Source organism: Knoellia altitudinis, from assembly GCF_042666355.1.
Taxonomy (GTDB): domain Bacteria; phylum Actinomycetota; class Actinomycetes; order Actinomycetales; family Dermatophilaceae; genus Knoellia; species Knoellia altitudinis.
The window spans coordinates 1,390,400-1,410,412 of record NZ_JBHTDK010000001.1 but is presented as its reverse complement, the minus strand read 5'-3'; the positions used below and the strand labels follow the sequence as shown (position 1 = coordinate 1,410,412).

The following is a 20,013-nucleotide window of genomic DNA, read 5'->3' as shown; positions in this document are numbered from 1 at the left end:
GTCTGCACCCGTGCGCGACCGCGCAGCGGTGAGTTGTGGGCCCAACGAGGCGCCCACGACCTGATGAGAGGACCACCCGACGTGACCCGACGCCCCCTGCGCCGTAGTTTCACGACGATCGCCGGAATCGCAGCCGCGGCACTTGCCGCAACGGCTGCGGCCCCCCACTCGGGAGCAGCACCCGGAGATCGTGAGATCACCGTCTCGAAGGCGCCCAACGCGCAGTCGCAGACCACCAAGGTCAAGAAGGCCAAGCCCGCCGACAAGCTCGGCCGGCACGACCGCGACCTGCTCGAGAAGGCCGTCGACGCGAAGACCTCCCGCGTCGTCGTCATGATCTCGACCGACAAGGGCAAGACTGCCGACGCCGTCAAGGCCATCAGGGCCAGCGGTGGCGTTGTCGCCACCGTCAACGACCGCGTCGGCTACATCAGCGCCAGCGTCCCGACCGACAAGGTCGACGCCGTCGCCAAGAACGCGTCCATCGTCGCCGTCGACCTCAACGAGCGCATCGCGCTGCCCAGGCCGGAAGCCGAGAAGGCGTCGGGCGCCGTGGCTGCTGCGGCGACTGGTCCCGGCGCCGGCACGCCGGACGACAACCCCTACATGCCCACGCGTGACATCGGCTCGATCGCCTTCAAGACGGCGAACCCGACCTACGACGGACGCGGCACGACCATCGGTGTCCTCGACTCCGGTGTCGACCTCGACCACCCCGCACTCCAGACGACCTCCACGGGGGAACGCAAGATCGTCGACTGGGTCACCGCCACGGACCCCCTCCTCGAGGGTGACGGCTCCTGGCGCGCCATGCTCACGACCGTGACCGGCCCCTCCTTCACCATCACCGGCACGGGCGATGGGATCGGCACCTACACGGCACCGGCGGGCACCTACAAGTTCCAGCGCGTGGCCGAGAACATCTCGACCGCCTCCGAGGCCGCGGGTGACTTCAACCGTGACGGGGACACCAGCGACCGCTGGGGCATCCTCTACAACGAGAGCACCCACGACATCTGGGTCGACGCGAACAAGGACCTCGTCTTCTCCGACAGCGAGAAGATGCGTCCCTACAAGGAGAAGTTCGACATCGGGCACTTCGGTGTCGACAACCCGGCGACCGCGATCGCCGAGTCGATGCCGTTCGTCGTCGAGTACCGCGAGGACGTCGACCTGACTCCTGCCGGTCTCCCCGGCCAGAAGGCGGACTTCGTCAACATCGGGGTCGTCGAGTCCGCCCACGGCTCGCACGTCGCCGGCATCGCCGCAGCGCACTCGCTCTTCGGTGGCGCCATGGACGGCCAGGCGCCCGGCGCCAAGGTCGTCTCGAGCCGCGCCTGCTCGTGGGGTGGTGGCTGCACCGCAGTCGCACTGACGGACGGCATGGAGGACCTCGTCGCCAACCGCGGCGTCGACGTCGTCAACATGTCGATCGGTGGCCTGCCCGCCCTCAACGACGGCAACAACGCCCGTGCCCGTCTCTATGACGCCCTCATCGCCGAGTACGGCGTGCAGATCGTCATCTCCGCCGGCAACAGCGGCCCGGGCATCAACTCCATCGGTGACCCGTCGGTCGCCACGGACGTCATCTCGGCCGCCTCCTCGATCACGAAGGAGACGTGGAAGTCCAACTACGGCGCCGACGTGAGCTCGGCCGTCGCCCTGCACAACTACTCCTCGCGCGGTCCGCGTGAGGACGGTGGCTTCAAGCCCAACGTCATGGCACCGGGTTCGGCCGTCTCGTCGATCCCGACCTGGCAGCCGGGTGGTCCGGTCGCCGAGGCCGGCTACGCGCTGCCCCCGGGCTACGCCCACTTCAACGGCACGTCGATGGCGTCCCCGCAGACGGCAGGCGCCACGGCCCTGCTCCTCTCGGCCGCCAAGGCCACTGGTGTCGAGGTCACTCCTCGCCAGATCCGTGACTCGATGTACACCACGGCCGACTACAAGGCCAACGTCGAGGCCATCGGCCAGGGCGCCGGTCTCGTGGACGTCCCCAACGCCTGGACGCTGCTCAAGACGCGCCCCTCCTCGCAGGACTACACGGTGACGGCTCCGGTCTGCACCCCGCTGTCCGGCTTCCTCGCGACGCCGCACCAGGGCACGGGCCTCTACAACCGCTGTGACGCGGCTGCCGGTGGCATCACCTCGGGTGTCGAGAAGAACTACGTGGTGAAGTCGACCCGCACCTCCGGGGTCAAGGGCAACGTCAGGCACAGCCTCCGTCTCGTCGGCAACGACGGCACGTTCAAGCTGCCCGTCTCGCAGCGTCCGCAGCCGCTCGGTGGCACGGTCGACATCCCCGTCACGGTCAAGACCTCGACGCCGGGTGTCCACTCGGCGATCCTCGAGATCGACGACCCGGCCACGTCGGTCGTCGACAAGCGGGTGCTGCTCACGGTCGTCCTCGCGCAGGACGCCAAGGCCCCGTCGTTCGCGGTGTCCAAGACGGGCACGGTCGAGCGCAACCTCTACCAGCGTCTGTTCGTCAACGTGCCGGCCGGCGCCAAGGCGCTCCAGGTCAACCTCGGCAACCACGCCGACGGGTCCCAGATCCGCTGGATCGCCTACAACCCCTATGGCAACCCGGTGGAGTCGACGAGCTCGCTCGTGTGCTTCTCGAACTACAACGCCGGTGGCGGATGCAACCCCACGTCGCGCAGCTACTCCAACCCGCTCCCGGGCATCTGGGAGCTCCAGGTGGAGGCGCGTCGCACCACGCCGACGCTGAGCAACCCGTTCAAGCTCACCGCCAGTGCGCAGGGCGTCGTCGTGAACCCGGCCACCCAGACCGTCGCCTCGGCGAAGGTCGGGGTTCCCACGCCGGTGTCGTGGACGGTGACCAACCAGTTCGCTCCGGTCACCATCGCGCCCAAGGGTGGGCCGCTCGGCTCGGCCGTCGCCGGTCGCAAGACGATCGCCAACCACGAGCTGCAGAAGTTCACGGTGACCGTCCCCGCGGGCGCCACCAAGCTCGTGGCCAGCATCGGCAACCCGTCCGACCCGGCTGCCGACCTTGACCTCACGGTCAAGAACTCGGCCGGCACGGTCGTGGCCCAGCAGGCCGACGGTGACAGCGAGGAGGCCGTGACGATCAGCCAGCCGAACCTGCCCGCTGGGACCTACACAGTGGAGGTTGACGGCTACTCGGTCCCGAGTGGCTCGACGCAGTACGACTACCTCGACGTCTTCTACTCGACCGGACTCGGCACCCTCACGGTGCCGGCGACGACGACCGAGCTCGCGACGGGTGCCTCGGCGCCGGTCACGGGTCAGGTCACCGCCGCATCCGTTCCGAGTGCGGGCCGTCAGGTGTCGGGCGAGATGCAGGTCCTCTCCACCGAGGGCGCGCTCCTCGGCACGGGTCAGGTCCTCATCGGCTCGGTCACTCCGTGACCTCTGCCTGACCAACGCGAGGGCCCCGCAACGAGCATTCGTTGCGGGGCCCTTCGCTGTCCGCGCGCACTGAGCTGCGCCTGCGCACGCGCCCAGGTGCGCCGGTCAGCGGACGGGGGAGGCCGACTGGACCTCGAAGACCTGACCCTGCTGGCAGGTCGTCATGATGTTGTCCACGGGCCGTCCCGTCACCCTGACCCGGCCGTCGGGCACCGCGACCGGACCGACGAGGACGAACGCCCCTGCGTCGGTCTGCAGCACCCGGCACCCGGCCTCGACCCCGTCGGACACGACTCCGGTCAGCGTCATCACCTGACCGGCCGGGCTCAGGGTCGGGTGCGGCACGGGGTCGTCAGCCATCCGGACGGAGGCGTCCCTGACGTAGTAGGGCAGCGCCTCGGAGCAGTTCGGGTCCATGCTGTCCATCGCGGCTCCTTGGATGACGTATGCCGTGCCGGCAGTGAGGCCCTTCGTCTCACCGATGAGGACCCACAGCCTGCCGTTCTGCTCGTTCTTGAACACGATGCACCCGTCCTCGATGGATGTCACCCGTCCGGACATCACCGTCGGCCGCGCTCGACCGCTCGGCGGCATCGTCGCGCCGCTCGTGCCGGAGGATGACGGGGTCGGCGTCGGCGATGCCGAGGGTGTGGTGGACGTGGTTGCCGATGGGCTCGCAGTGCCTCGGTCGTCCCGGACCCGTGGTTCCTCCGAACCACAGGCGGACAGGAGGGCGACAGCGCACAGGGCACTCACGGCATACCCGGTCGGTCCTCGGCCCACGGAAGTTCGCATACCCATGAACCTAGGACGTCCCGAGGTGGGGCGCGGTTCCGTGACCGGCGCGTTTGGGAGGCAGCGCCACCCTCGCGGTACGGTTTGGCCCAGCAGGCTTGGTGAGCGCCTCACACCCCGAGGAGCTCCCAGACACCGCCGTCCGGGCCGCGCGCGCACGAGCGTGTGGAGCCGGCGGCCCGAGCCGGGCGTTCGCCACGAACGGACGTCCCAGGGAACAGGAGTGCCCGTGAGCGACACCGATGTCGCAGCAACGCCGCCCGCCGGCGGAATGGACCACCACGTCTCGGTGGACCCGGCAGCAGCGCCCCCGCCCCGCGCGGCGGCCGATGGCGGCCCCGACATGATCCAGCTCCTTACTCCCGAGGGAGAGCGCGTCCCCCACGCCGAGTACGACGCGGTCATCGACGCCCTGAGCCACGACGAGCTGCGCGACCTCTACCGCGACCTCGTGCTCGTCCGCCGCGTCGACCAGGAGGCCACGGCCCTGCAGCGTCAGGGCGAGCTCGGCCTCTGGGCCTCGCTCCTCGGCCAGGAGGCCGCCCAGATCGGCGCCGGCCGCGCGATGCGCACGCAGGACCACTGCTTCCCCGGCTACCGCGAGCACGGCATCGCGTGGACCCGTGGCGTGGACCCGATGCGCCTCATCGCCATGTATCGCGGCGTCGACAAGGGTGCCTGGGACCCGGCCGAGTTCGGGTTCCACCCCTACACGATCGTCATCGGCAACCAGAGCCTGATCGGCACCGGCTACGCCATGGGCATCCAGCGCGACGGCGCCGTCGGCACGGGCGAGACCGAGCGTGACGCCGCGGTCATCGCCTGCATGGGCGACGGGGCGACCGCGCAGGGCGACAACAACGAGGCCTTCGTCTTCGCGGGCGTCTACAACAGCCCGGTCGTCTTCTTCTGCCAGAACAACCAGTGGGCCATCTCCGAGCCCAACGACCGCCAGACCCGCGCGCCGATCTACAAGCGCGCCGACGGCTTCGGCTTCCCTGGCCTGCGGGTCGACGGCAACGACGTGCTCGGTGTGTATGCCGTCATGACCACGATGCTCGACCGTGCCCGTTCCGGTGATGGTCCTTCGCTCATCGAGGCCTTCACCTACCGCATGGGCGCCCACACGACCTCGGACGACCCGACGAAGTACCGCGTGTCCGCCGAGGTCGAGGTCTGGAAGCTGCGTGACCCGGTCGCCCGCTACAAGCGCTGGCTCATGAGCGAGGGCATCGCCGACGCCGACTTCTTCGACTCCGTCGAGGCCGAGTCGGACGCGCTCGGTGAGCGGGTCCGGGCTGACACGGTGGCGATGGCCGACCCCGACGTCGACGACATCTTCGACCAGGTCTACGTCGAGCCGCACCGGCAGGTCGAGGACGACAAGGCGGCCTTCACGGCATACAGCGCCTTGTTCGAGACCGAGACGACGGAAGGGGCACGCGCGTGAGCACCCCGGCTTCCACCACGACCAGGACGACCATCGCCAAGGCCCTCAACGCCGGCCTGCGCAAGGCCATGGAGAAGGACCCCAAGGTCATCCTGCAGGGCGAGGACATCGGCAAGCTCGGTGGCGTCTTCCGCATCACCGAGCACCTGCAGAAGGACTTCGGTGAGGACCGGGTCATCGACACCCCGCTGGCCGAGTCCGGGATCATGGGCACCGGGATCGGCCTGGCCCTGCGCGGCTACCGTCCGGTCGTCGAGATCCAGTTCGACGGGTTCGTCTATCCCGCGTTCGACCAGATCGTCTCGCAGCTGTCCAAGCTGCACTCGCGCTCGCGCGGCGCCATCAAGGTGCCGGTCGTCGTCCGCATCCCCATGGGTGGTGGTATCGGCGCGGTCGAGCACCACAGCGAGTCCAACGAGGCCTACTTCGCGCACACGCTCGGGCTGCGGGTCGTCTTCTGCTCCAACCCCGAGGACGCCTACTGGATGATCCAGCAGGCGATCGAGTGCGACGACCCGGTGATCTTCTACGAGCCCAAGCGCCGCTACCACGAGAAGGGCGAGGTCGACTTCGACGCGCCTGCCGCTCCGCGTGACCTGTTCTCGGCGCACACCGTGCGTCAGGGCACGGACGTCACGCTCGCCTGCTGGGGCCCCATGGTCAAGGTCTGCCTCGACGCCGCCCAGGTCGCGGCTGAGGAGGGGCGCTCGATCGAGGTTCTCGACCTGCGCTCGATCAGCCCCCTCGACATCGACGCCATCACCGCCTCGGTGAACCGGACGGGCCGGCTCGTCGTCGCCCAGGAGGCACCGTCGTTCGTGTCCGTCGGCTCCGAGATCGCGGCACTCGTCACGGAGCGCTGCTTCTACTCGTTGGAGGCCCCGGTCATCCGGGTCGCCGGCTGGAACGCGCCCTACCCGGCGTCCAAGCTCGAGGAGCACTACCTGCCCGACCTCGACCGCGTGCTCGACGGTGTCGACCGCGCCCTGGCCTACTGAGTCTGAGGAGACACAACACATGGGTGTCAAGCACTTCAACCTCCCTGACCCCGGCGAGGGCCTGCTCGAGGCCGAGATCGTCACCTGGAACGTCAAGGTCGGCGACACCGTCAAGGTCAACGACATCGTCGTCGAGATCGAGACCGCCAAGTCGCTCGTCGAGCTGCCCATCCCGTGGGCCGGGACGGTGTCGGCGCTGCTGGTGAGCGAGGGCGACGAGGTCCAGGTCGGCACGCCGATCATCTCCATCGACGACGGCCAGGGCGCTGACTCCGCGCCCGCCACCGTCCCCGACGTCCAGGCCGGTGCGCAGAGCTCGGTGGAGGTCGGGCCGGGCAACGCCGCTGCGGCTGCCGACGCCGAGGTCGAGGAGGAGCCGCTCAAGACGCTCGTCGGCTACGGCCCCAAGGCGGGCGGCAGCTCGCGTCGTCCCCGAAAGGCCGCCGCTCCGGTGGCCGCGGCCGCTGCTCCGCCAGCGCCCGCCCCCGAGCCGATCGTTCCGGTGGCACCTCCCGCGCCGGCCGGATCGGACGCCAAGGTGCTCGCGAAGCCGCCGGTGCGCAAGCTCGCCAAGGACCTCGGCGTCGACCTCGCCGCCGTGGCTGCCACGGGTGACGGCGGCGTCGTCACCCGGGCTGACGTCGAGGGGTATGCCGCAGGCGCCCCTTCCGCGGGCGGCGCACCTGCCGCTTCGGCAGGTGCCGCAGCCTCACCGACGGCGGCACCGGCGGCCGGATCCGGTTCTGGCACAGCGGCATACGCTGCATCTGGCTCGGGCATCTTCGCCGGAGGCGAGCGCGAGGTCCGCGTGCCCATCAAGGGCGTGCGCAAGATGGTCGCCCAGGCGATGGTCGGGAGCGCGTTCACGGCTCCGCACGTCACCGAGTGGGTCACCGTCGACGTCACCGCCACCATGGACCTCGTCGCGAAGCTCAAGCGCGACAAGGAGTTCAAGGACGTCAAGGTCACGCCGCTGCTCATCCTCGCCAAGGCGATGCTCATCGCTGCCCGCCGCAACCCCGAGATCAACGCGGCGTGGGACGAGCAGGCGCAGGAGATCGTCCTCAAGAACTACGTCAACCTCGGCATCGCCGCGGCCACCCCGCGGGGGCTCGTCGTCCCCAACATCAAGGACGCCGACCGGCTCACGCTGCGCGGGCTGGCCGAGGCGATCGGCGCGCTCACCGCGACCGCCCGCGAGGGTCGCACCCAGCCGGCAGAGATGTCCGGTGGCACCGTCACGATCACCAACATCGGTGTCTTCGGCATCGATGCGGGCACGCCGATCCTCAACCCCGGCGAGGCCGCGATCCTGGCGTTCGGCACGATCAACCGTCGTCCGTGGGTCGTCACCGACGAGTCCGGCGCCGAGACCATCGCGCCGCGTTCCGTCACCACGCTCGCGCTGAGCTTCGACCACCGGCTCGTCGACGGAGAGCTCGGGTCGCGCTACCTCGCCGATGTCGCCGCCATCCTTGAGGACCCGTCGCGGGCCCTCGTCTGGGGCTGACGCCCACCTGGCACGGCCACTGCACCGTAGGTGGGGATCGCCCCACCTGCGGTGCGGTAGCCGCATCGGGAGGTGGCTGACCGCGTGACAGAGTTGGCCCGTGCTCTCGACCTATCGCCCGCTCTTCGCCATCCCCGGAGCCACTCGGTTCCTCGCCGCGAGTGCGCTGTCGCGTGTGGGCGGTGCCATGTTCGGCGTCGCCATCATCGTGATGATCGCGACCCGGCGAGACAGCTATGGCCTGGCCGGCGCGATCTCTGCCGGCGGGATCGTGGTGCTGGCCCTGGCCGGGCCGATCATCGGTCGTCTCGTCGACAAGCGTGGGCAGCGTCGGGCCTCGATGCCCTTCGTCCTCATGACCTTCGTCGCCGGTCTGCTCACGGTGGCGCTGTCCGCTACCGGTGCACCGGCGTGGACCCTCTTCGTGGGGTATGCCGTGTCGGCGTTCCTCCCCGAGATGGGGCCGATGTCCCGCGCCCGCTGGGCGCACCTGCTGCAGGACGAGCCGGACGCCCTGCACGCCGCGATGTCGCTCGAACAGGTCGTCGAGGAGGGCGCGTTCGTCCTCGGGCCGGTGCTCGGGGTGCTCGCTGCCACGGCGCTCTTCCCCGAGGCCGGGCTGCTGCTCGCCTACATCGTCTTCACCCTCGGCGCGGTGCTCTTCCTCCTCGAGCGCCGTTCAGAGCCGCCGGTCGTCCCTCACGACGAGCGTCCCCACGGCCTCGCGATCGGGCGTCCCGGTGTCGCCGCGGTGGGCGCCGCGCTCTTCATGGTGGGCGCGGTGTTCGGTGGCAACGAGGTGGTCGCCGTGGCGGTGGCCGACGAAGCCGGTCGCACCGGCATGAGCTCGGTCATCCTCGGTGCCTTCGCCCTGGGTTCGGCCCTCGCCGCGATCGTCTTCGGCACGCGCAAGTTCACCGGCTCCATCGCGCGACGGTTCGTCTGGTGCGCCCTGGCGATGTTCGTCCTCGAGTTCCCCGTCCTCTTCATCGACGACCTGTGGGGGCTGACCGCGATGATGTTCGTCGCCGGGTCCGCCACCGCGCCGACGCTCATCACCGGCATCACCCTCGTGCAGCACCTCGTGCCGCGGGCCTTCATCACCGAGGGCATGGCCGTGGCGATCACCGGACTGCTCGTCGGTCTGGCCTCGGGAACTGCGCTGAGCGGCATACTCGTCGACCGATGGGGTGCCCACGAGACCTATGCGCTCCCGGTGGCTGCCGCGTTGTCGTCGGCGCTCATCGCCGCGGCGTGGGGACGCCGGATCGGCCGCGCCACCCGCGCCTAGACCCACGCCTCGTGTGCGTGAGGCCACGCCGGAGCGCGGCCTCAGACACACGAGGCGAGGGGGGTTCAGGCCTGGGCGGCTGCTTCGGCGTCGGCGTCGGCGCGCTCCTGGTAGGCCGAACCCTTGCGGAGCTCGACCTCGGGCAGGAACCACATGACGACGAAGCCGATCACCATGACGCCGGCTCCGACGAGGAAGACGTGGTCCATCGCCTCGGAGAAGCCCATGAGGAACGGCTTGGCCAGGCGCTCGTCGAGGTTCGTGAGGAACGAGCTGTCCTGCAGCACACCGCTGCTCGCGGCCGCCGAACCCCCGCCACTGGCCTGTGACTCGGCGAGCTGCTTGGCGAAGGCGGCGTTGGCCGGGTCGCGCAGCGCCTCCTGGAACTGCGGGGTGGGCCCGATGGTCCGCATGGCCGAGGCGATCTTGTCCGGGACGAGCGAGAAGAGGATCGACAGGAAGACCGCGGTGCCGATGGTGCCGCCGATCTGACGGGTGAACGTCGCGGTCGAGGTGGCGACCCCGATCTGCTGTGGCGGCACGGCGTTCTGGACGGCGAGGGTGAGCGGCTGGAAGTTGAAGCCGAGGCCCAGGCCGAAGAAGACCATGACGACCATCGTCTGCCACAGGGGAGTGTCGAAGTGGACGAAGTGGAAGGCGAAGAGCGACACGACGAGCAGGGCGACGCCGACAACCGGGAAGATCCGGTAGCGGCCGGTGCGGCTGATGACCTGACCCGACACGATCGAGCCCGACATGATGCCCAGGGTCATCGGGAGCAGCAGCAGGCCGGCCTCGGTGGGGGAGGCGCCCTTGACGATCTGGAGATAGAGGGGCAACGAGGCGAGCCCGCCGAACATCGCGATCCCGATGAGGACGGAGGCGGCCGAGGCCACACCGACGGTGCGGTTGCGGAACATCGCGAGCGGCAGGATCGCCTCCTCGCCCATGCGGGCCTCCTGCCAGAAGAACGCGACGGCGGCCACCGCGCCGACGGCATAGCAGGCCATGGCGTTGCCCGAGGCCCACCCCCACTCGCGACCCTGCTCGGCGACGAGCAGCAGCGGCACCAGCGAGACCGACAGCAGGGCGGCGCCGGTCCAGTCGATCCGGTGGTCGAGCCGCGTGTGGCGCAGGTGCAGCGTCTTGGAGACGAGGACGAGGGCGGCGATGCCGATCGGGACGTTGACGAGGAAGACCCAGCGCCAGCCGGTCACGCCGAGGATCTCGTCGGCGCCGGCGAAGAACCCGCCGATGACCGGGCCGAGCACCGAGGACGTGCCGAAGACGGCGAGGAAGTAGCCCTGGTACTTCGCGCGCTCGCGCGGCGGCACGATGTCACCGATGATCGCCAGGGCGAGCGAGAAGAGGCCACCGGCGCCCAGTCCCTGCACCGCGCGGAACGCCGCCAGCTGGAGCATCGAGGTCGAGAAGGTGCAGAGGACCGAGCCGAGCACAAAGATCGTGATGGCCGTGACGAAGAACCTCTTGCGGCCGTAGATGTCGGAGAGCTTGCCGTAGAGCGGCGTGACGATCGTGGCGGTGATGAGGTAGGCGGTCGTCGCCCACGCCTGGTGCTCGAGGCCCTTGAGGTCGTCGGCGATGGTGCGGATCGAGGTGGCGACGATCGTCTGGTCGAGAGCGGCGAGGAACATGCCCGACATGAGGCCGACGAGGATCGTGACGATCTGCCGGTGGGTCAGAGGTTGCTCCGGTGAGGTGGCGGTCATGCGAGGTCCTTGGGCGTGAGGAGGGGGTGGGCCTCGACGTCGTCGGCGAAGCGGGTGAGGAGGGAGTCGAAGGTCGCGAGGTCGGCATCGGACCAGTCGTGGACGACCTCGGCGAGCCAGGTGTTGCGGCGGTCGCGGATGTCGGTGAGCAGCTGGCGCCCGTCGTCGGTGAGGGTGAGCATCTGCGCGCGTCCGTCACTGGGGTCGGCGACCTTGGCGACGAGGCCCTGCGTGACGAGGGCGCTGACCTGGCGGCTCACCGTGGAGATGTCGAGATGGACGCGCTCGGCGATCTCGGAGACCCGTCGTGGCTCGTCGCGCAGGTTGAACATGAGCGGGTAGCCGATCGGGTCGACCTTGGCGTGCACCCGGGGTGCTCGTTGCCGGACGACGCTCATCAGCTTCAGGGAGCGCACGAGGGCGTCACCGAAGGCGGAACGAGCCACGGACGGTTCGGTTGCTTGCGGCATACAAGCAAGTGTGCACCCGAATGGTTGCAGAGCGCAACCGTCGGGCTCGGCCGGTGTCGCTGGGGTCCGGTCGAGTCAGGGAGCGATGACGAGGGCGTCGAGGACGCGGCGGGCGATGTCCTCGTCCCCGACCACGGTGTAGTGCGTGTCGTCCGTCGAGACCCGACCGGCAGCCCGCCGGGTGGCCGCCTGGGTCGACAGGGTAATCGTCGTGCTGACCACGTCGGGATGCACGACCGTGTCGCCGGAGAAGAGGGGTATGCCGTGCGGCTTGCCGTCGCGCTCCTCGACCCGCACGCCGGCCCGGCCCACGACCGGGCCGGTGAGGTCGAGGATGACGGCCTGCCCGGCCGGAACCTTCGCCGTGCGGGCCACGACCTTGGGCAGGGAGGCAAAGATGGCCTGCACGGTGAGAGCGGCGCCCGGCGTGTCCAGGTTGCCGGGCCGTCCGAGGGCGCCGCGGATGTCCTGCTCGTGCACCCACAGGTCAAAGACCCGGTTCTGCATCAGCCCGAGCAGCGTGGTCGAGCCGAACGGCCCGAGGGCGGGGTCGTCGGGGGAGGTGGTCTCGGCCTCGAGATGGGCGATCCGGGCGTTCACGAGGTCGTCGAGCTCCTCGAGGAGCTCGTCGAGGGAGCGGTCCCGCCGGGACTCCAGGTACTTCTCGACCACGGTGCCCAGCCCGCTCCGGACATGGGCCCGATCGCTCACGTCGAGCTGGGGGAGCGGCTCACCCTGGACCCAGGCCTCGAGGCTCACGACGTGGGCGAACTGGTCGTGGACGGTCCACCCCGGGCAGTCCGTCGGGCGATCCTCGTCGCCCTCGCGCAGCGAGTGGCCGAGGTCGACGATCGCCTGCAGCGTGTGCGAGTAGGCCGCGGTGAGCGCGGGCAGGTCCTCCGGGGCGGCGGGGTGCAACGTCATGCACCTGACCCTAACCACTGGATGCCTAGGCTGACGGCCATGAGGAAGACCGCACTGGCTCTCGCACGGGCCGCGCACGCCGGTCCGGCCCTCGCCGTGACCGTGCTCTCCTGCCTCCTGGGGGTCGCGGCCGATCTCTCTCCGTCGCAGGTCGCGATGGTGACCTCGGCGGTCCTCGCGGGGCAGCTCTCGGTCGGCTGGTCCAACGACCTGCGCGACCGGGCCCGTGACGCCGCGGTCGGACGCTCCGACAAGCCCCTCGCCAACGGTGAGGTCGGCGTGTCGACCGTGCGGGCCGCGTGCGCGCTCGCCGTCGCCGCCACCGTGGCCCTCTCGCTCCTGTGCGGTGTGCTCGCGGGGGCGGTGCACCTCCTCTGCGTCGCCTCTGCGTGGACCTACAACCTGTGGCTCAAGGGGACCCTCGCGTCGTGGCTTCCGTATGCCGTGTCCTTCGGTGGTCTGCCGGTCTTCGTCGAGCTCGTCGTCGGCTCCCTCCCGCCGGTCGAGGTGGTCGTCGGCGGGGCGCTCCTCGGAGTCGCCGCCCACCTGCTCAACGTGGTGCCCGACCTGGCGCAGGACGCGGCCACGGGGATCCGCGGCCTGCCACACCGTCTGGGGGCCCGCACGAGCGTCGTGGTGGCGGTCGGTCTGCTCGTCACCGTGACGGGCCTGCTGCTCGCCACGGACACGGTGTCGGGACGACTCGATGGCCCTGTCGTCGTCGTCGTGGGCGCGACCGTGGCAGTGTTGGCAGTGCTCGCCCTGGTCGGCTCCGGCCGGGTCCCCTTCCTTGCCGCCATCGGCATCGCGTTCACGGACGTGATGACGCTGGTGGCCCGGTGAACCGTTCCCGCTCGGATCGAGGCAATTTGCACACTCGACTGCTCTCCGTCGGCACCTCGCTCCCGCCACACCGCCATCGCCAGGACGACATCACCGATGCCTTCGCCAGCGTGGTCGTCGAGGCCGGTGCCAGCGAGCGGCTGCTGCGCTCCGTGCACGCCAACGCGGGCGTGGAAGAGCGTCACCTCGCCCTCCCTCTGGCCGACTATGCCGGCCTGCGGGGGTTCGACGAGGCCAACGACCTCTTCCTCGAGCACGCCGTCGCGCTGGGCGCCCGGGCCCTCGAGAAGGCCCTGGCGGGAGCGGGCCTCGTGCCTGCCGACGTCGACCTCATCGTCTCGACGACCGTGACCGGGCTGGCCGTGCCCTCTCTCGACGCCCGCATCGCGGCCGTCGTCGGGCTGCGTGAGGACGTCAAGCGGGTGCCGATGTTCGGCCTCGGCTGCGTCGCCGGGGCTGCTGGTGTCGCTCGGCTGCACGACCACGTCCTCGGCCACCCGGACGACATCGCCGTGCTCGTGGCCGTCGAGCTGTGCTCGCTCACCGTCCAGCGCGAGGACCCGAGCGTGGCCAACCTCGTCGCGAGCGGCCTCTTCGGTGATGGTGCGGCAGCGGTCATCGTGGGTGGCCCGGCCCGCGACTCCCGCATCGAGGTCGTCGACAGCCGCAGCCGGCTCTATCCCGACAGCGAGCGCACGATGGGCTTCGACATCGGCGCGACGGGACTGCGCATCGTCCTCGACGCCCAGGTGCCGACGATCGTCCAGCGCTATCTCGGTGGGGACGTCGACCGGTTCCTCGCCGACCACGGCCTCGTCCGCGAGGACATCGGATGGTGGGTGTGCCACCCCGGAGGCCCCAAGGTCATCGACGCCGTGCGCGACAGCCTGGGCGTCACCGACGAGGACGTCGAGCTCACCCGGAGCAGTCTTGCTCGGATCGGCAACCTCTCGTCCGCATCCGTCCTCCACGTGCTCGCCGACACGCTCGCGCTGCGCCCACCACGACCGGGGACGCACGGCGTGCTACTGGCGATGGGTCCGGGCTTCTGCTCCGAGCTCGTCCTCCTGCGCGCCACCGGCGAGGACGGCGAGGCGTGAGCACCCTGACGGCGTTCGTCGTGCTCGTGCTGCTCGTGGCGCTCGAGCGTCTGGCCGAGCTGGTCGTCTCGAAGCGCAATGCCGCGTGGAGCCTGTCGCGGGGCGGTGTCGAGACCGGTCAGGGGCACTACCCCGTGATGGTGGTCCTGCACACCGGGTTCCTGGTGGCGATGCTCGCCGAGGCGTTCATCCGCCGGCCCGAGGTGCCCTCGGCGCTGGCGTGGTCGATGCTCGTGGTGGTCCTCGCCGCCCAGGCACTGCGGTGGTGGTGCATCCTCACCCTCGGGCGTCGCTGGAACACGCGGGTCATCGTCGTCCCCGGGCTGGCGCCGGTCCGGTCGGGTCCCTATCGCTGGTTGAGCCACCCCAACTACGTCGCCGTCGTGGCCGAGGGGGTCGCGCTGCCGCTCGTCCACGCCAGCTGGGTCACCGCCCTCGTCTTCACCCTCGCGAACGCCGCGCTGCTCACGGTGCGGCTGCGCGCCGAGAACGCCGCGCTCGCGACCCTTCCGGCGCAGGAGAGGGCGACGCATGCGTGACCTCCTCGTCGTCGGCGGCGGCCCGATCGGTCTGGCCACTGCCCTGTATGCCGTCCGTGCCGGTCTCGACGTGACCGTGCGTGAGCCGCGTTCCGGGGTGATCGACAAGGCCTGTGGTGAGGGGCTCATGCCCGGAGCGGTGGCAGCGCTCGACGACCTCGGCGTCCGCCTGCACGGGACGCCGATCACCGGCATCCGCTACCTCGACAGCCACCGTCACGTCGACGCCGAGTTCACTGCCGGGACCGGGATGGGGGTGCGCCGCACCGAGCTCCACGCGGCCCTCCTCGAGCGCCTCCGCGCGACGGCGGTCCGCGTCGTGGAGTCCCCGGTCGCCCATCTGGAGGACCGTGGTGACCACGTGCTCGTCGACGGCGAGCTGGTGCGTCACGTCATCGCCGCCGACGGACTGCACTCGACGGTGCGACGGCTCACCGGCCTGGATGCGCCCCGCTCGCAATCGCGGTCGCCGTCACGCCGCTATGGGCAGAGAGTGCACGTCGCGTGCCCGCCCTGGACCTCGTTGGTCGAGGTGCACTGGGCTGCGTGTGGCGAGGCCTACGTGACGCCGGTCGGCCCGGGTGAGGTCGGGGTCGCGGTCCTCAGTGCGCAGCGCCGCCCCTTCGAGGAGCTGCTCGAGAGCTTCCCACTCGTCCGCGAGCGGATCGCCGGTCGCTCCCGGTCGTCGGTGCGCGGAGCCGGGCCCCTGCGTCAGCGCTCTCGTCGCCGCGTGCAGGGTCGGGTGCTCCTCGTCGGCGACGCAGCCGGCTACGTCGACGCGCTCACCGGCGAGGGACTCGCCATCGGCATGGCGCAGGCCGCAGCGGCGGTGGACGCGGTCGTCTGTGGTGACCCTGCGGCATACGAGCAGGCATGGCGACGCATCCGTCGCCGCCACGACGCCCTCACGCTCGGACTCGTCACGGCCACGCGCCTCTCGGTCGTGCGACGGGGGCTCGTCCCCGCGGCCCGGGTGGCTCCCGCGGTGTTCCGCGCCGCCGTCAACCAGCTGGCGCGACCGGCATGACCGACCGTCATGATGGCGTCCCTGCAGTGACCCCCTCCGACGAGATCGAGCGGGTCGTGCTCCTGGCCGACGACGGGACCCCGATCGGGACGGCCCCCAAGGCCGACGTGCACCACCTCGACACCCCGCTGCACCTCGCCTTCTCCTGCTACGTCCTCGACCCACAGGGGCGGCTGCTCCTCACCCGGCGGGCGTGGTCGAAGCGGACCTGGCCAGGCGTGTGGACCAACAGCTGTTGCGGGCACCCGGCGCCGGGTGAGCCACCGGCCGACGCGGTGCGACGCAGGGTCTCGCAGGAGCTTGGCACCGGGATCGAGGCGCTGCGCCTCGTGCTCCCCGACTTCCGCTATCGCGCCGTCATGGACGACGGCGTCGTCGAGAACGAGGTCTGCCCCGTCTTCTTCGCCACCTGCCCCAACCCGGAGTCGCTCTCGCCGGACCCGTCCGAGGTCGCCGAGCACGAGTGGGTCGACTGGACGGCGTTCCGCGACGACGTCCTCTCGGGGCGGCGAGAGGTCAGTCCGTGGTGTCGCCTCCAGCTGATCGAGCTTGCGCAAGATCCCTGACCCGGCGCAGGCCGAGCCACAGGACCGGGGCGTACGCCGTCGCCCACCAGGGCGCCGTCATCTCGACCCGGCAGCCGCCCTCTCGTGCCCGGACGGAGTGGCCCGTGGCGGGCAGGCCGGCCACGTGCCAGGACCACTGCCGGAGAGGTCCGGTCTCCTCCCAGGCGTCGATCCTGAAGGGGAGGCCGGGGCCGACCGGGGTCCAGACCGTGCCCGTCGCGCCGGGGCCGATCCGTCCGCCTGAACCGTCGACCTGGGCCCGTCTCACGGTGGGCCCCCATCGCGGCCACTGGTCGACGTGGACCAGCAGGTCCCAGACGGTCTCGGGTGCGGCGGCGACGTCGAGCCCGAGGGTGAGCGGTGGCGGCGAGAGCTTCACGTGGCCACTCTCGCAGGCGCTCGCCCCACACGGTCCACGGACGCGGTCCGGGGTCCGACCTCGCTGGTCAGCCCGTCTGCCTACGCTGTCTGCCATGACCACCGCCCCTGCCACCGCCCGCACCGCCTTGGGCCCGGTGGCGGTCGTCACCGTGAGCGGGCTCGTCGTGACCCTCGTCGCCGCGTCCCTGGCGGGCGTCCTCGCCCCCCTCGTGCTCGATGACCCCGGACCCCTGGTCCGCTTCGCCCTGCCCTTGGCGCGGGTCGTCAGTGACGTCTCCTCGGCAGTCACGCTCGGCCTCCTCATCCTCGCGGCCTTCCTCGTGCCGGAGCGCAGGACGACGGAGCGGCGCATCCAGGCGGCTCGACTGGCAGCCGTCACAGGAGTCATCTGGTTCGTCGCCGCCGGTCTCGGCGTCCTTCTCACCTTCGCCTCCCTGGCGGGCCTCGGCCTGGGCGACCCCGAGCTGGGGCGTCAGTTCCTCACCTTCGTGTGGTCCCTCGAGGTCACGCGCGTGCTGTCGATCTCGACGGCGGTGGCACTCGTCGTGACCGGTGGGGCGCTGCTCGCCCGGACGCGCCCCGCCTTCGCCTGGCTCGCTGCCCTCACCCTCGCCGGCATTGTCATCATCGCCCTCACCGGCCACTCGGCCGGCAGCGCCAGCCACGAGGACGCCGTGAACTCCCTCGGCGTGCACCTCATCGGTGTGACCGTATGGGTCGGTGGACTGCTCGCCATCGCCCTCATGCGACCACGGATCGGCCAGGACCTCGGCGCGACGGTCTCGCGCTACTCGGTCCTGGCGGGCTGGTCGTATGCCGCGGTCGCCGTCACCGGGTTGCAGCAGGCCGTGATCCGGCTGGGCTCGTTCTCGGGGATCAGCTCCGCCTACGGCGCGATGGTCGTCGCCAAGACCGCGATCCTCGTCGTGCTCGGCGTCATCGGTTGGCAACAGCGTCGCCGCGTCATCGCCACCATCAGCCAGGGCGGCAACGGCTTCGCCCGCCTCGTCCTGCTCGAGCTCGCCCTCATGGCAGCAGCCATGGGACTCGGCGCGGTCCTCGGCCGCACCCCGCCGCCCGTGCCCGACGCCGAACAGTCCCCGAGCGCGGTCCTCTCGATCACCGGCTTCCCCGACCCCGGGCCGATGGCGGCCGCCGACTGGTTCACCGCGTGGCGCCCCAGCTGGCTCATGGTCGCCATCGCCGTGCTGGCCGTCGGTCTGTATGCCGTGGGCGTCACGCGTCTCTCACGCCGGGGTGACGCGTGGCCGGTCCACCGCACGATCCTCTGGACGCTCGGCTGGGTCGCCTTCGTCTGGGCGACGAGCGGCGCGCCCGACGTCTGGGGCCGCGTCCTCTTCTCGGTGCACATGGTCATGCACATGGTCATCGCGATGCTCGTGCCGCTGCTCCTCGTGCCGGCCGCGCCGCTGACCCTCGCGCTGCGCGCACTGCCGGCCCGCCAGGACCGCACGTGGGGGCCGCGTGAGGTCATCCTCCAGGTGGTGCACTCGCGGGCGATGAAGGTCCTGGCCAACCCCGTGGTCGCTGCTGTGCTCTTCTTCGGCAGCCTGGCGGCGTTCTACTGGTCGCCGCTGTTCGAGCTGGCGCTGACGACCCACTCCGGCCACCTGCTGATGCTCGCCCACTTCTTCCTCACCGGGTACCTCTTCACCTGGGTGCTCATCGGCATCGACCCGGGGCCGCCGAAGTGGTCACCGGCCATGCTCCTGCTCATCCTCTTCGCCACCATCTCCTTCCACGCGTTCTTCGGGGTCGCCCTCACCGGCACCAAGTTCGTCCTCGCGCCCGGTTTCTTCGAGCAGATCAACCTCCCGTGGGGGCCGCCGCTGCTGGCCGACCAGGAGCGCGCCGGCGAGATCGCGTGGGGCTTCGGTGAGGCGCCGACGCTCATCCTCGCGGTGCTCGTCGCGCGGCAGTGGTTCCGCCGGGACCGCCAGGAGACGGTGCGACTCGACCGGCAGGCCGACCGCGACGACGACGCGGCACTGCGTGCCTACAACGAGCGCCTCGGCCGACTCGGTGGCGAGACGAGGACCGGCAGGACCAGGACCGGCAGGACCATGACTGGCGAGACCATGACTGGCGAGACCGAGGGGAGGAGCTGATGCGGGCCGCGATCGTCCAGCTGGCCTACGGTGACGCCGAGACGATGCCCGAGCGGGTGGAACGGGTCTGTGCGCTGGTGCGCGACGTCGCGGCCGAGCACCGACCCGATCTCGTCGTCCTCCCCGAGCTGTGGGGTCCGACCGGGTTCGACTACCGACGCTGGGAGGGCCTCGCCGAACCGCTCGACGGACCCTGGGTCGAGGCCATGACGCAGCTGGCCGCCGACACCGCGACCACGCTCCATGCCGGGTCGTTCATCGAGCGGTTGGCCGCGCCCGGGCCCGATGGTCGAACGCTCGCGAACACGTCGCTGCTTCTCACCGCGGACGGTGGGCGGACGGCATACCGCAAGATCCACCGCTTCGGCTTCGGCTCGGGTGAGCCCAAGCTCCTCGAGGCCGGCGCTGACGTCATCACAACCCAGATCGCCTCTGGCACAGCGGAACCCGTCACGGTCGGGCTGTCGACCTGCTACGACCTGCGCTTCCCCGAGCTCTATCGCCAGCAGCTCGACGCAGGGGCACAGGTCTTCGTCGTCCCGGCCGCGTGGCCCGCGGCGCGGGTCGCGCACTGGACCCTGCTGGGTCGCGCCCGTGCCGTCGAGGACCAGGCCTTCGTCCTCCAGTGCAACACCGCCGGAACCCACGCCGGCACCGAGATGGGCGGTCGCAGCCAGGTGGTCGCCCCCACCGGCGAGGTGCTGGCCGAGGCCGGCGTCGACGAGGAGGTCCTCGTCGTCGACATCGACCCGGCCCTCGTCACGAGCACGCGCGCCGGGTTCCCGGTCCTCACCGACCGCAGGCTGTAGCCCGGACCTCAGGCGGTGTTCGAAGAACACGAGGCCTGAGTGCATCCGTGGAGGG

At 70.7% G+C, this 20,013-nt stretch carries 17 protein-coding genes; 12 read left to right on the top strand and 5 right to left on the bottom strand.

Annotation, left to right across the window (positions count from 1 at the left end):
* Positions 1-81 precede the first annotated feature (81 nt).
* The gene (locus ACFQW8_RS06655; protein ID WP_380086189.1) at positions 82-3,396 is read left to right on the top strand and encodes a S8 family serine peptidase; all 3,315 of its coding nucleotides are present in this window, start codon (positions 82-84) and stop codon (positions 3,394-3,396) included.
* Between the two features lie 105 nt (positions 3,397-3,501).
* On the opposite strand, the gene ACFQW8_RS06650 is transcribed toward ACFQW8_RS06655, so the two are convergent.
* A complete protein-coding gene (locus ACFQW8_RS06650) occupies positions 3,502-4,191 on the bottom strand; it encodes a hypothetical protein (RefSeq protein ID WP_380086188.1) in 690 nt (229 codons plus the stop codon).
* Between the two features lie 343 nt (positions 4,192-4,534).
* On the opposite strand from ACFQW8_RS06650, the gene pdhA reads away from it, so the two are divergent.
* The 4 genes from pdhA (at position 4,535) to ACFQW8_RS06630 (ending at position 9,440) form a co-directional block, all read left to right on the top strand.
* On the top strand, positions 4,535-5,641 hold the full coding sequence (gene pdhA / locus ACFQW8_RS06645; protein WP_380088611.1) for a pyruvate dehydrogenase (acetyl-transferring) E1 component subunit alpha: 1,107 nt from the start codon (positions 4,535-4,537) through the stop codon (positions 5,639-5,641).
* Positions 5,638-6,639: an alpha-ketoacid dehydrogenase subunit beta gene (locus tag ACFQW8_RS06640; protein ID WP_380086187.1), complete on the top strand. Its 1,002-nt coding sequence runs from the start codon at positions 5,638-5,640 to the stop codon at positions 6,637-6,639. The genes pdhA and ACFQW8_RS06640 overlap by 4 nt, the downstream gene beginning before the upstream one ends.
* 19 nt (positions 6,640-6,658) lie before the next feature.
* Positions 6,659-8,149 carry a dihydrolipoamide acetyltransferase family protein gene (locus ACFQW8_RS06635; protein WP_380086186.1) on the top strand — a complete coding sequence of 497 codons (1,491 nt, stop codon included), beginning with the start codon at positions 6,659-6,661 and terminating at the stop codon, positions 8,147-8,149.
* Between the two features lie 100 nt (positions 8,150-8,249).
* The gene (locus ACFQW8_RS06630; protein ID WP_380086185.1) at positions 8,250-9,440 is read left to right on the top strand and encodes an MFS transporter; all 1,191 of its coding nucleotides are present in this window, start codon (positions 8,250-8,252) and stop codon (positions 9,438-9,440) included.
* Positions 9,441-9,505: 65 nt separating this feature from the next.
* Here the strand turns inward: ACFQW8_RS06630 and ACFQW8_RS06625 are convergent, their stop codons facing one another.
* The 3 genes from ACFQW8_RS06625 to ACFQW8_RS06615 all read right to left on the bottom strand — a co-directional run bounded on the left by ACFQW8_RS06625 (position 9,506) and on the right by ACFQW8_RS06615 (position 12,564).
* Positions 9,506-11,170 carry an MDR family MFS transporter gene (locus tag ACFQW8_RS06625; protein ID WP_380086184.1) on the bottom strand — a complete coding sequence of 555 codons (1,665 nt, stop codon included), beginning with the start codon at positions 11,168-11,170 and terminating at the stop codon, positions 9,506-9,508.
* Positions 11,167-11,640, bottom strand: a complete 474-nt coding sequence (locus tag ACFQW8_RS06620; protein WP_380086183.1) for a MarR family winged helix-turn-helix transcriptional regulator — start codon at positions 11,638-11,640, stop codon at positions 11,167-11,169. The genes ACFQW8_RS06625 and ACFQW8_RS06620 overlap by 4 nt, the downstream gene beginning before the upstream one ends.
* Before the next feature lie 75 nt (positions 11,641-11,715).
* Positions 11,716-12,564 carry a maleylpyruvate isomerase family mycothiol-dependent enzyme gene (locus ACFQW8_RS06615; protein WP_380086182.1) on the bottom strand — a complete coding sequence of 283 codons (849 nt, stop codon included), beginning with the start codon at positions 12,562-12,564 and terminating at the stop codon, positions 11,716-11,718.
* Positions 12,565-12,603: 39 nt separating this feature from the next.
* On the opposite strand from ACFQW8_RS06615, the gene ACFQW8_RS06610 reads away from it, so the two are divergent.
* From ACFQW8_RS06610 to idi, 5 genes are read left to right on the top strand one after another with little or no spacing between them, the layout of a single operon-like run.
* Entirely contained in the window at positions 12,604-13,407 is an 804-nt protein-coding gene (locus ACFQW8_RS06610; protein ID WP_380086181.1) for a UbiA family prenyltransferase, read from the top strand.
* Positions 13,404-14,507, top strand: coding sequence for a type III polyketide synthase (locus ACFQW8_RS06605; protein WP_380086180.1), 1,104 nt, complete (start codon positions 13,404-13,406; stop codon positions 14,505-14,507). The genes ACFQW8_RS06610 and ACFQW8_RS06605 overlap by 4 nt, the downstream gene beginning before the upstream one ends.
* A 5-nt stretch (positions 14,508-14,512) precedes the next feature.
* Positions 14,513-15,046 (top strand): isoprenylcysteine carboxyl methyltransferase family protein, encoded by a 534-nt coding sequence (locus tag ACFQW8_RS06600; protein WP_380088610.1) that lies wholly within the window; start codon positions 14,513-14,515, stop codon positions 15,044-15,046.
* Positions 15,039-16,073 (top strand): NAD(P)/FAD-dependent oxidoreductase, encoded by a 1,035-nt coding sequence (locus ACFQW8_RS06595; RefSeq protein WP_380086179.1) that lies wholly within the window; start codon positions 15,039-15,041, stop codon positions 16,071-16,073. Before ACFQW8_RS06600 ends, ACFQW8_RS06595 begins: the two co-directional genes overlap by 8 nt.
* On the top strand, positions 16,070-16,639 hold the full coding sequence (gene idi, locus ACFQW8_RS06590) for an isopentenyl-diphosphate Delta-isomerase (protein ID WP_380086178.1): 570 nt from the start codon (positions 16,070-16,072) through the stop codon (positions 16,637-16,639). The genes ACFQW8_RS06595 and idi overlap by 4 nt, the downstream gene beginning before the upstream one ends.
* Here idi and ACFQW8_RS06585 read toward each other — a convergent pair.
* Positions 16,590-17,018: an SRPBCC family protein gene (locus ACFQW8_RS06585; RefSeq protein ID WP_380086177.1), complete on the bottom strand. Its 429-nt coding sequence runs from the start codon at positions 17,016-17,018 to the stop codon at positions 16,590-16,592. The genes idi and ACFQW8_RS06585 overlap by 50 nt on opposite strands.
* A gap of 94 nt (positions 17,019-17,112) precedes the next feature.
* On the opposite strand from ACFQW8_RS06585, the gene ACFQW8_RS06580 reads away from it, so the two are divergent.
* Positions 17,113-19,149: a cytochrome c oxidase assembly protein gene (locus ACFQW8_RS06580; RefSeq protein ID WP_380086176.1), complete on the top strand. Its 2,037-nt coding sequence runs from the start codon at positions 17,113-17,115 to the stop codon at positions 19,147-19,149.
* On the top strand, positions 19,149-19,958 hold the full coding sequence (locus tag ACFQW8_RS06575) for a carbon-nitrogen family hydrolase (protein ID WP_380086175.1): 810 nt from the start codon (positions 19,149-19,151) through the stop codon (positions 19,956-19,958). The genes ACFQW8_RS06580 and ACFQW8_RS06575 overlap by 1 nt, the downstream gene beginning before the upstream one ends.
* Positions 19,959-20,013 lie beyond the last annotated feature (55 nt).

Coding starts and splice junctions, on each gene's coding strand:
- ACFQW8_RS06650 (WP_380086188.1), bottom strand. CDS start 4,191: ATGCGAACTTCCGTGGGCCGAGGACCGACCGGGTATGCCGTGAGTGCC.
- pdhA (WP_380088611.1), top strand. CDS start 4,535: ATGATCCAGCTCCTTACTCCCGAGGGAGAGCGCGTCCCCCACGCCGAG.
- ACFQW8_RS06635 (WP_380086186.1), top strand. CDS start 6,659: ATGGGTGTCAAGCACTTCAACCTCCCTGACCCCGGCGAGGGCCTGCTC.
- ACFQW8_RS06625 (WP_380086184.1), bottom strand. CDS start 11,170: ATGACCGCCACCTCACCGGAGCAACCTCTGACCCACCGGCAGATCGTC.
- ACFQW8_RS06620 (WP_380086183.1), bottom strand. CDS start 11,640: ATGCCGCAAGCAACCGAACCGTCCGTGGCTCGTTCCGCCTTCGGTGAC.
- ACFQW8_RS06615 (WP_380086182.1), bottom strand. CDS start 12,564: ATGACGTTGCACCCCGCCGCCCCGGAGGACCTGCCCGCGCTCACCGCG.
- ACFQW8_RS06610 (WP_380086181.1), top strand. CDS start 12,604: ATGAGGAAGACCGCACTGGCTCTCGCACGGGCCGCGCACGCCGGTCCG.
- ACFQW8_RS06595 (WP_380086179.1), top strand. CDS start 15,039: ATGCGTGACCTCCTCGTCGTCGGCGGCGGCCCGATCGGTCTGGCCACT.
- idi (WP_380086178.1), top strand. CDS start 16,070: ATGACCGACCGTCATGATGGCGTCCCTGCAGTGACCCCCTCCGACGAG.
- ACFQW8_RS06580 (WP_380086176.1), top strand. CDS start 17,113: ATGACCACCGCCCCTGCCACCGCCCGCACCGCCTTGGGCCCGGTGGCG.
- ACFQW8_RS06575 (WP_380086175.1), top strand. CDS start 19,149: ATGCGGGCCGCGATCGTCCAGCTGGCCTACGGTGACGCCGAGACGATG.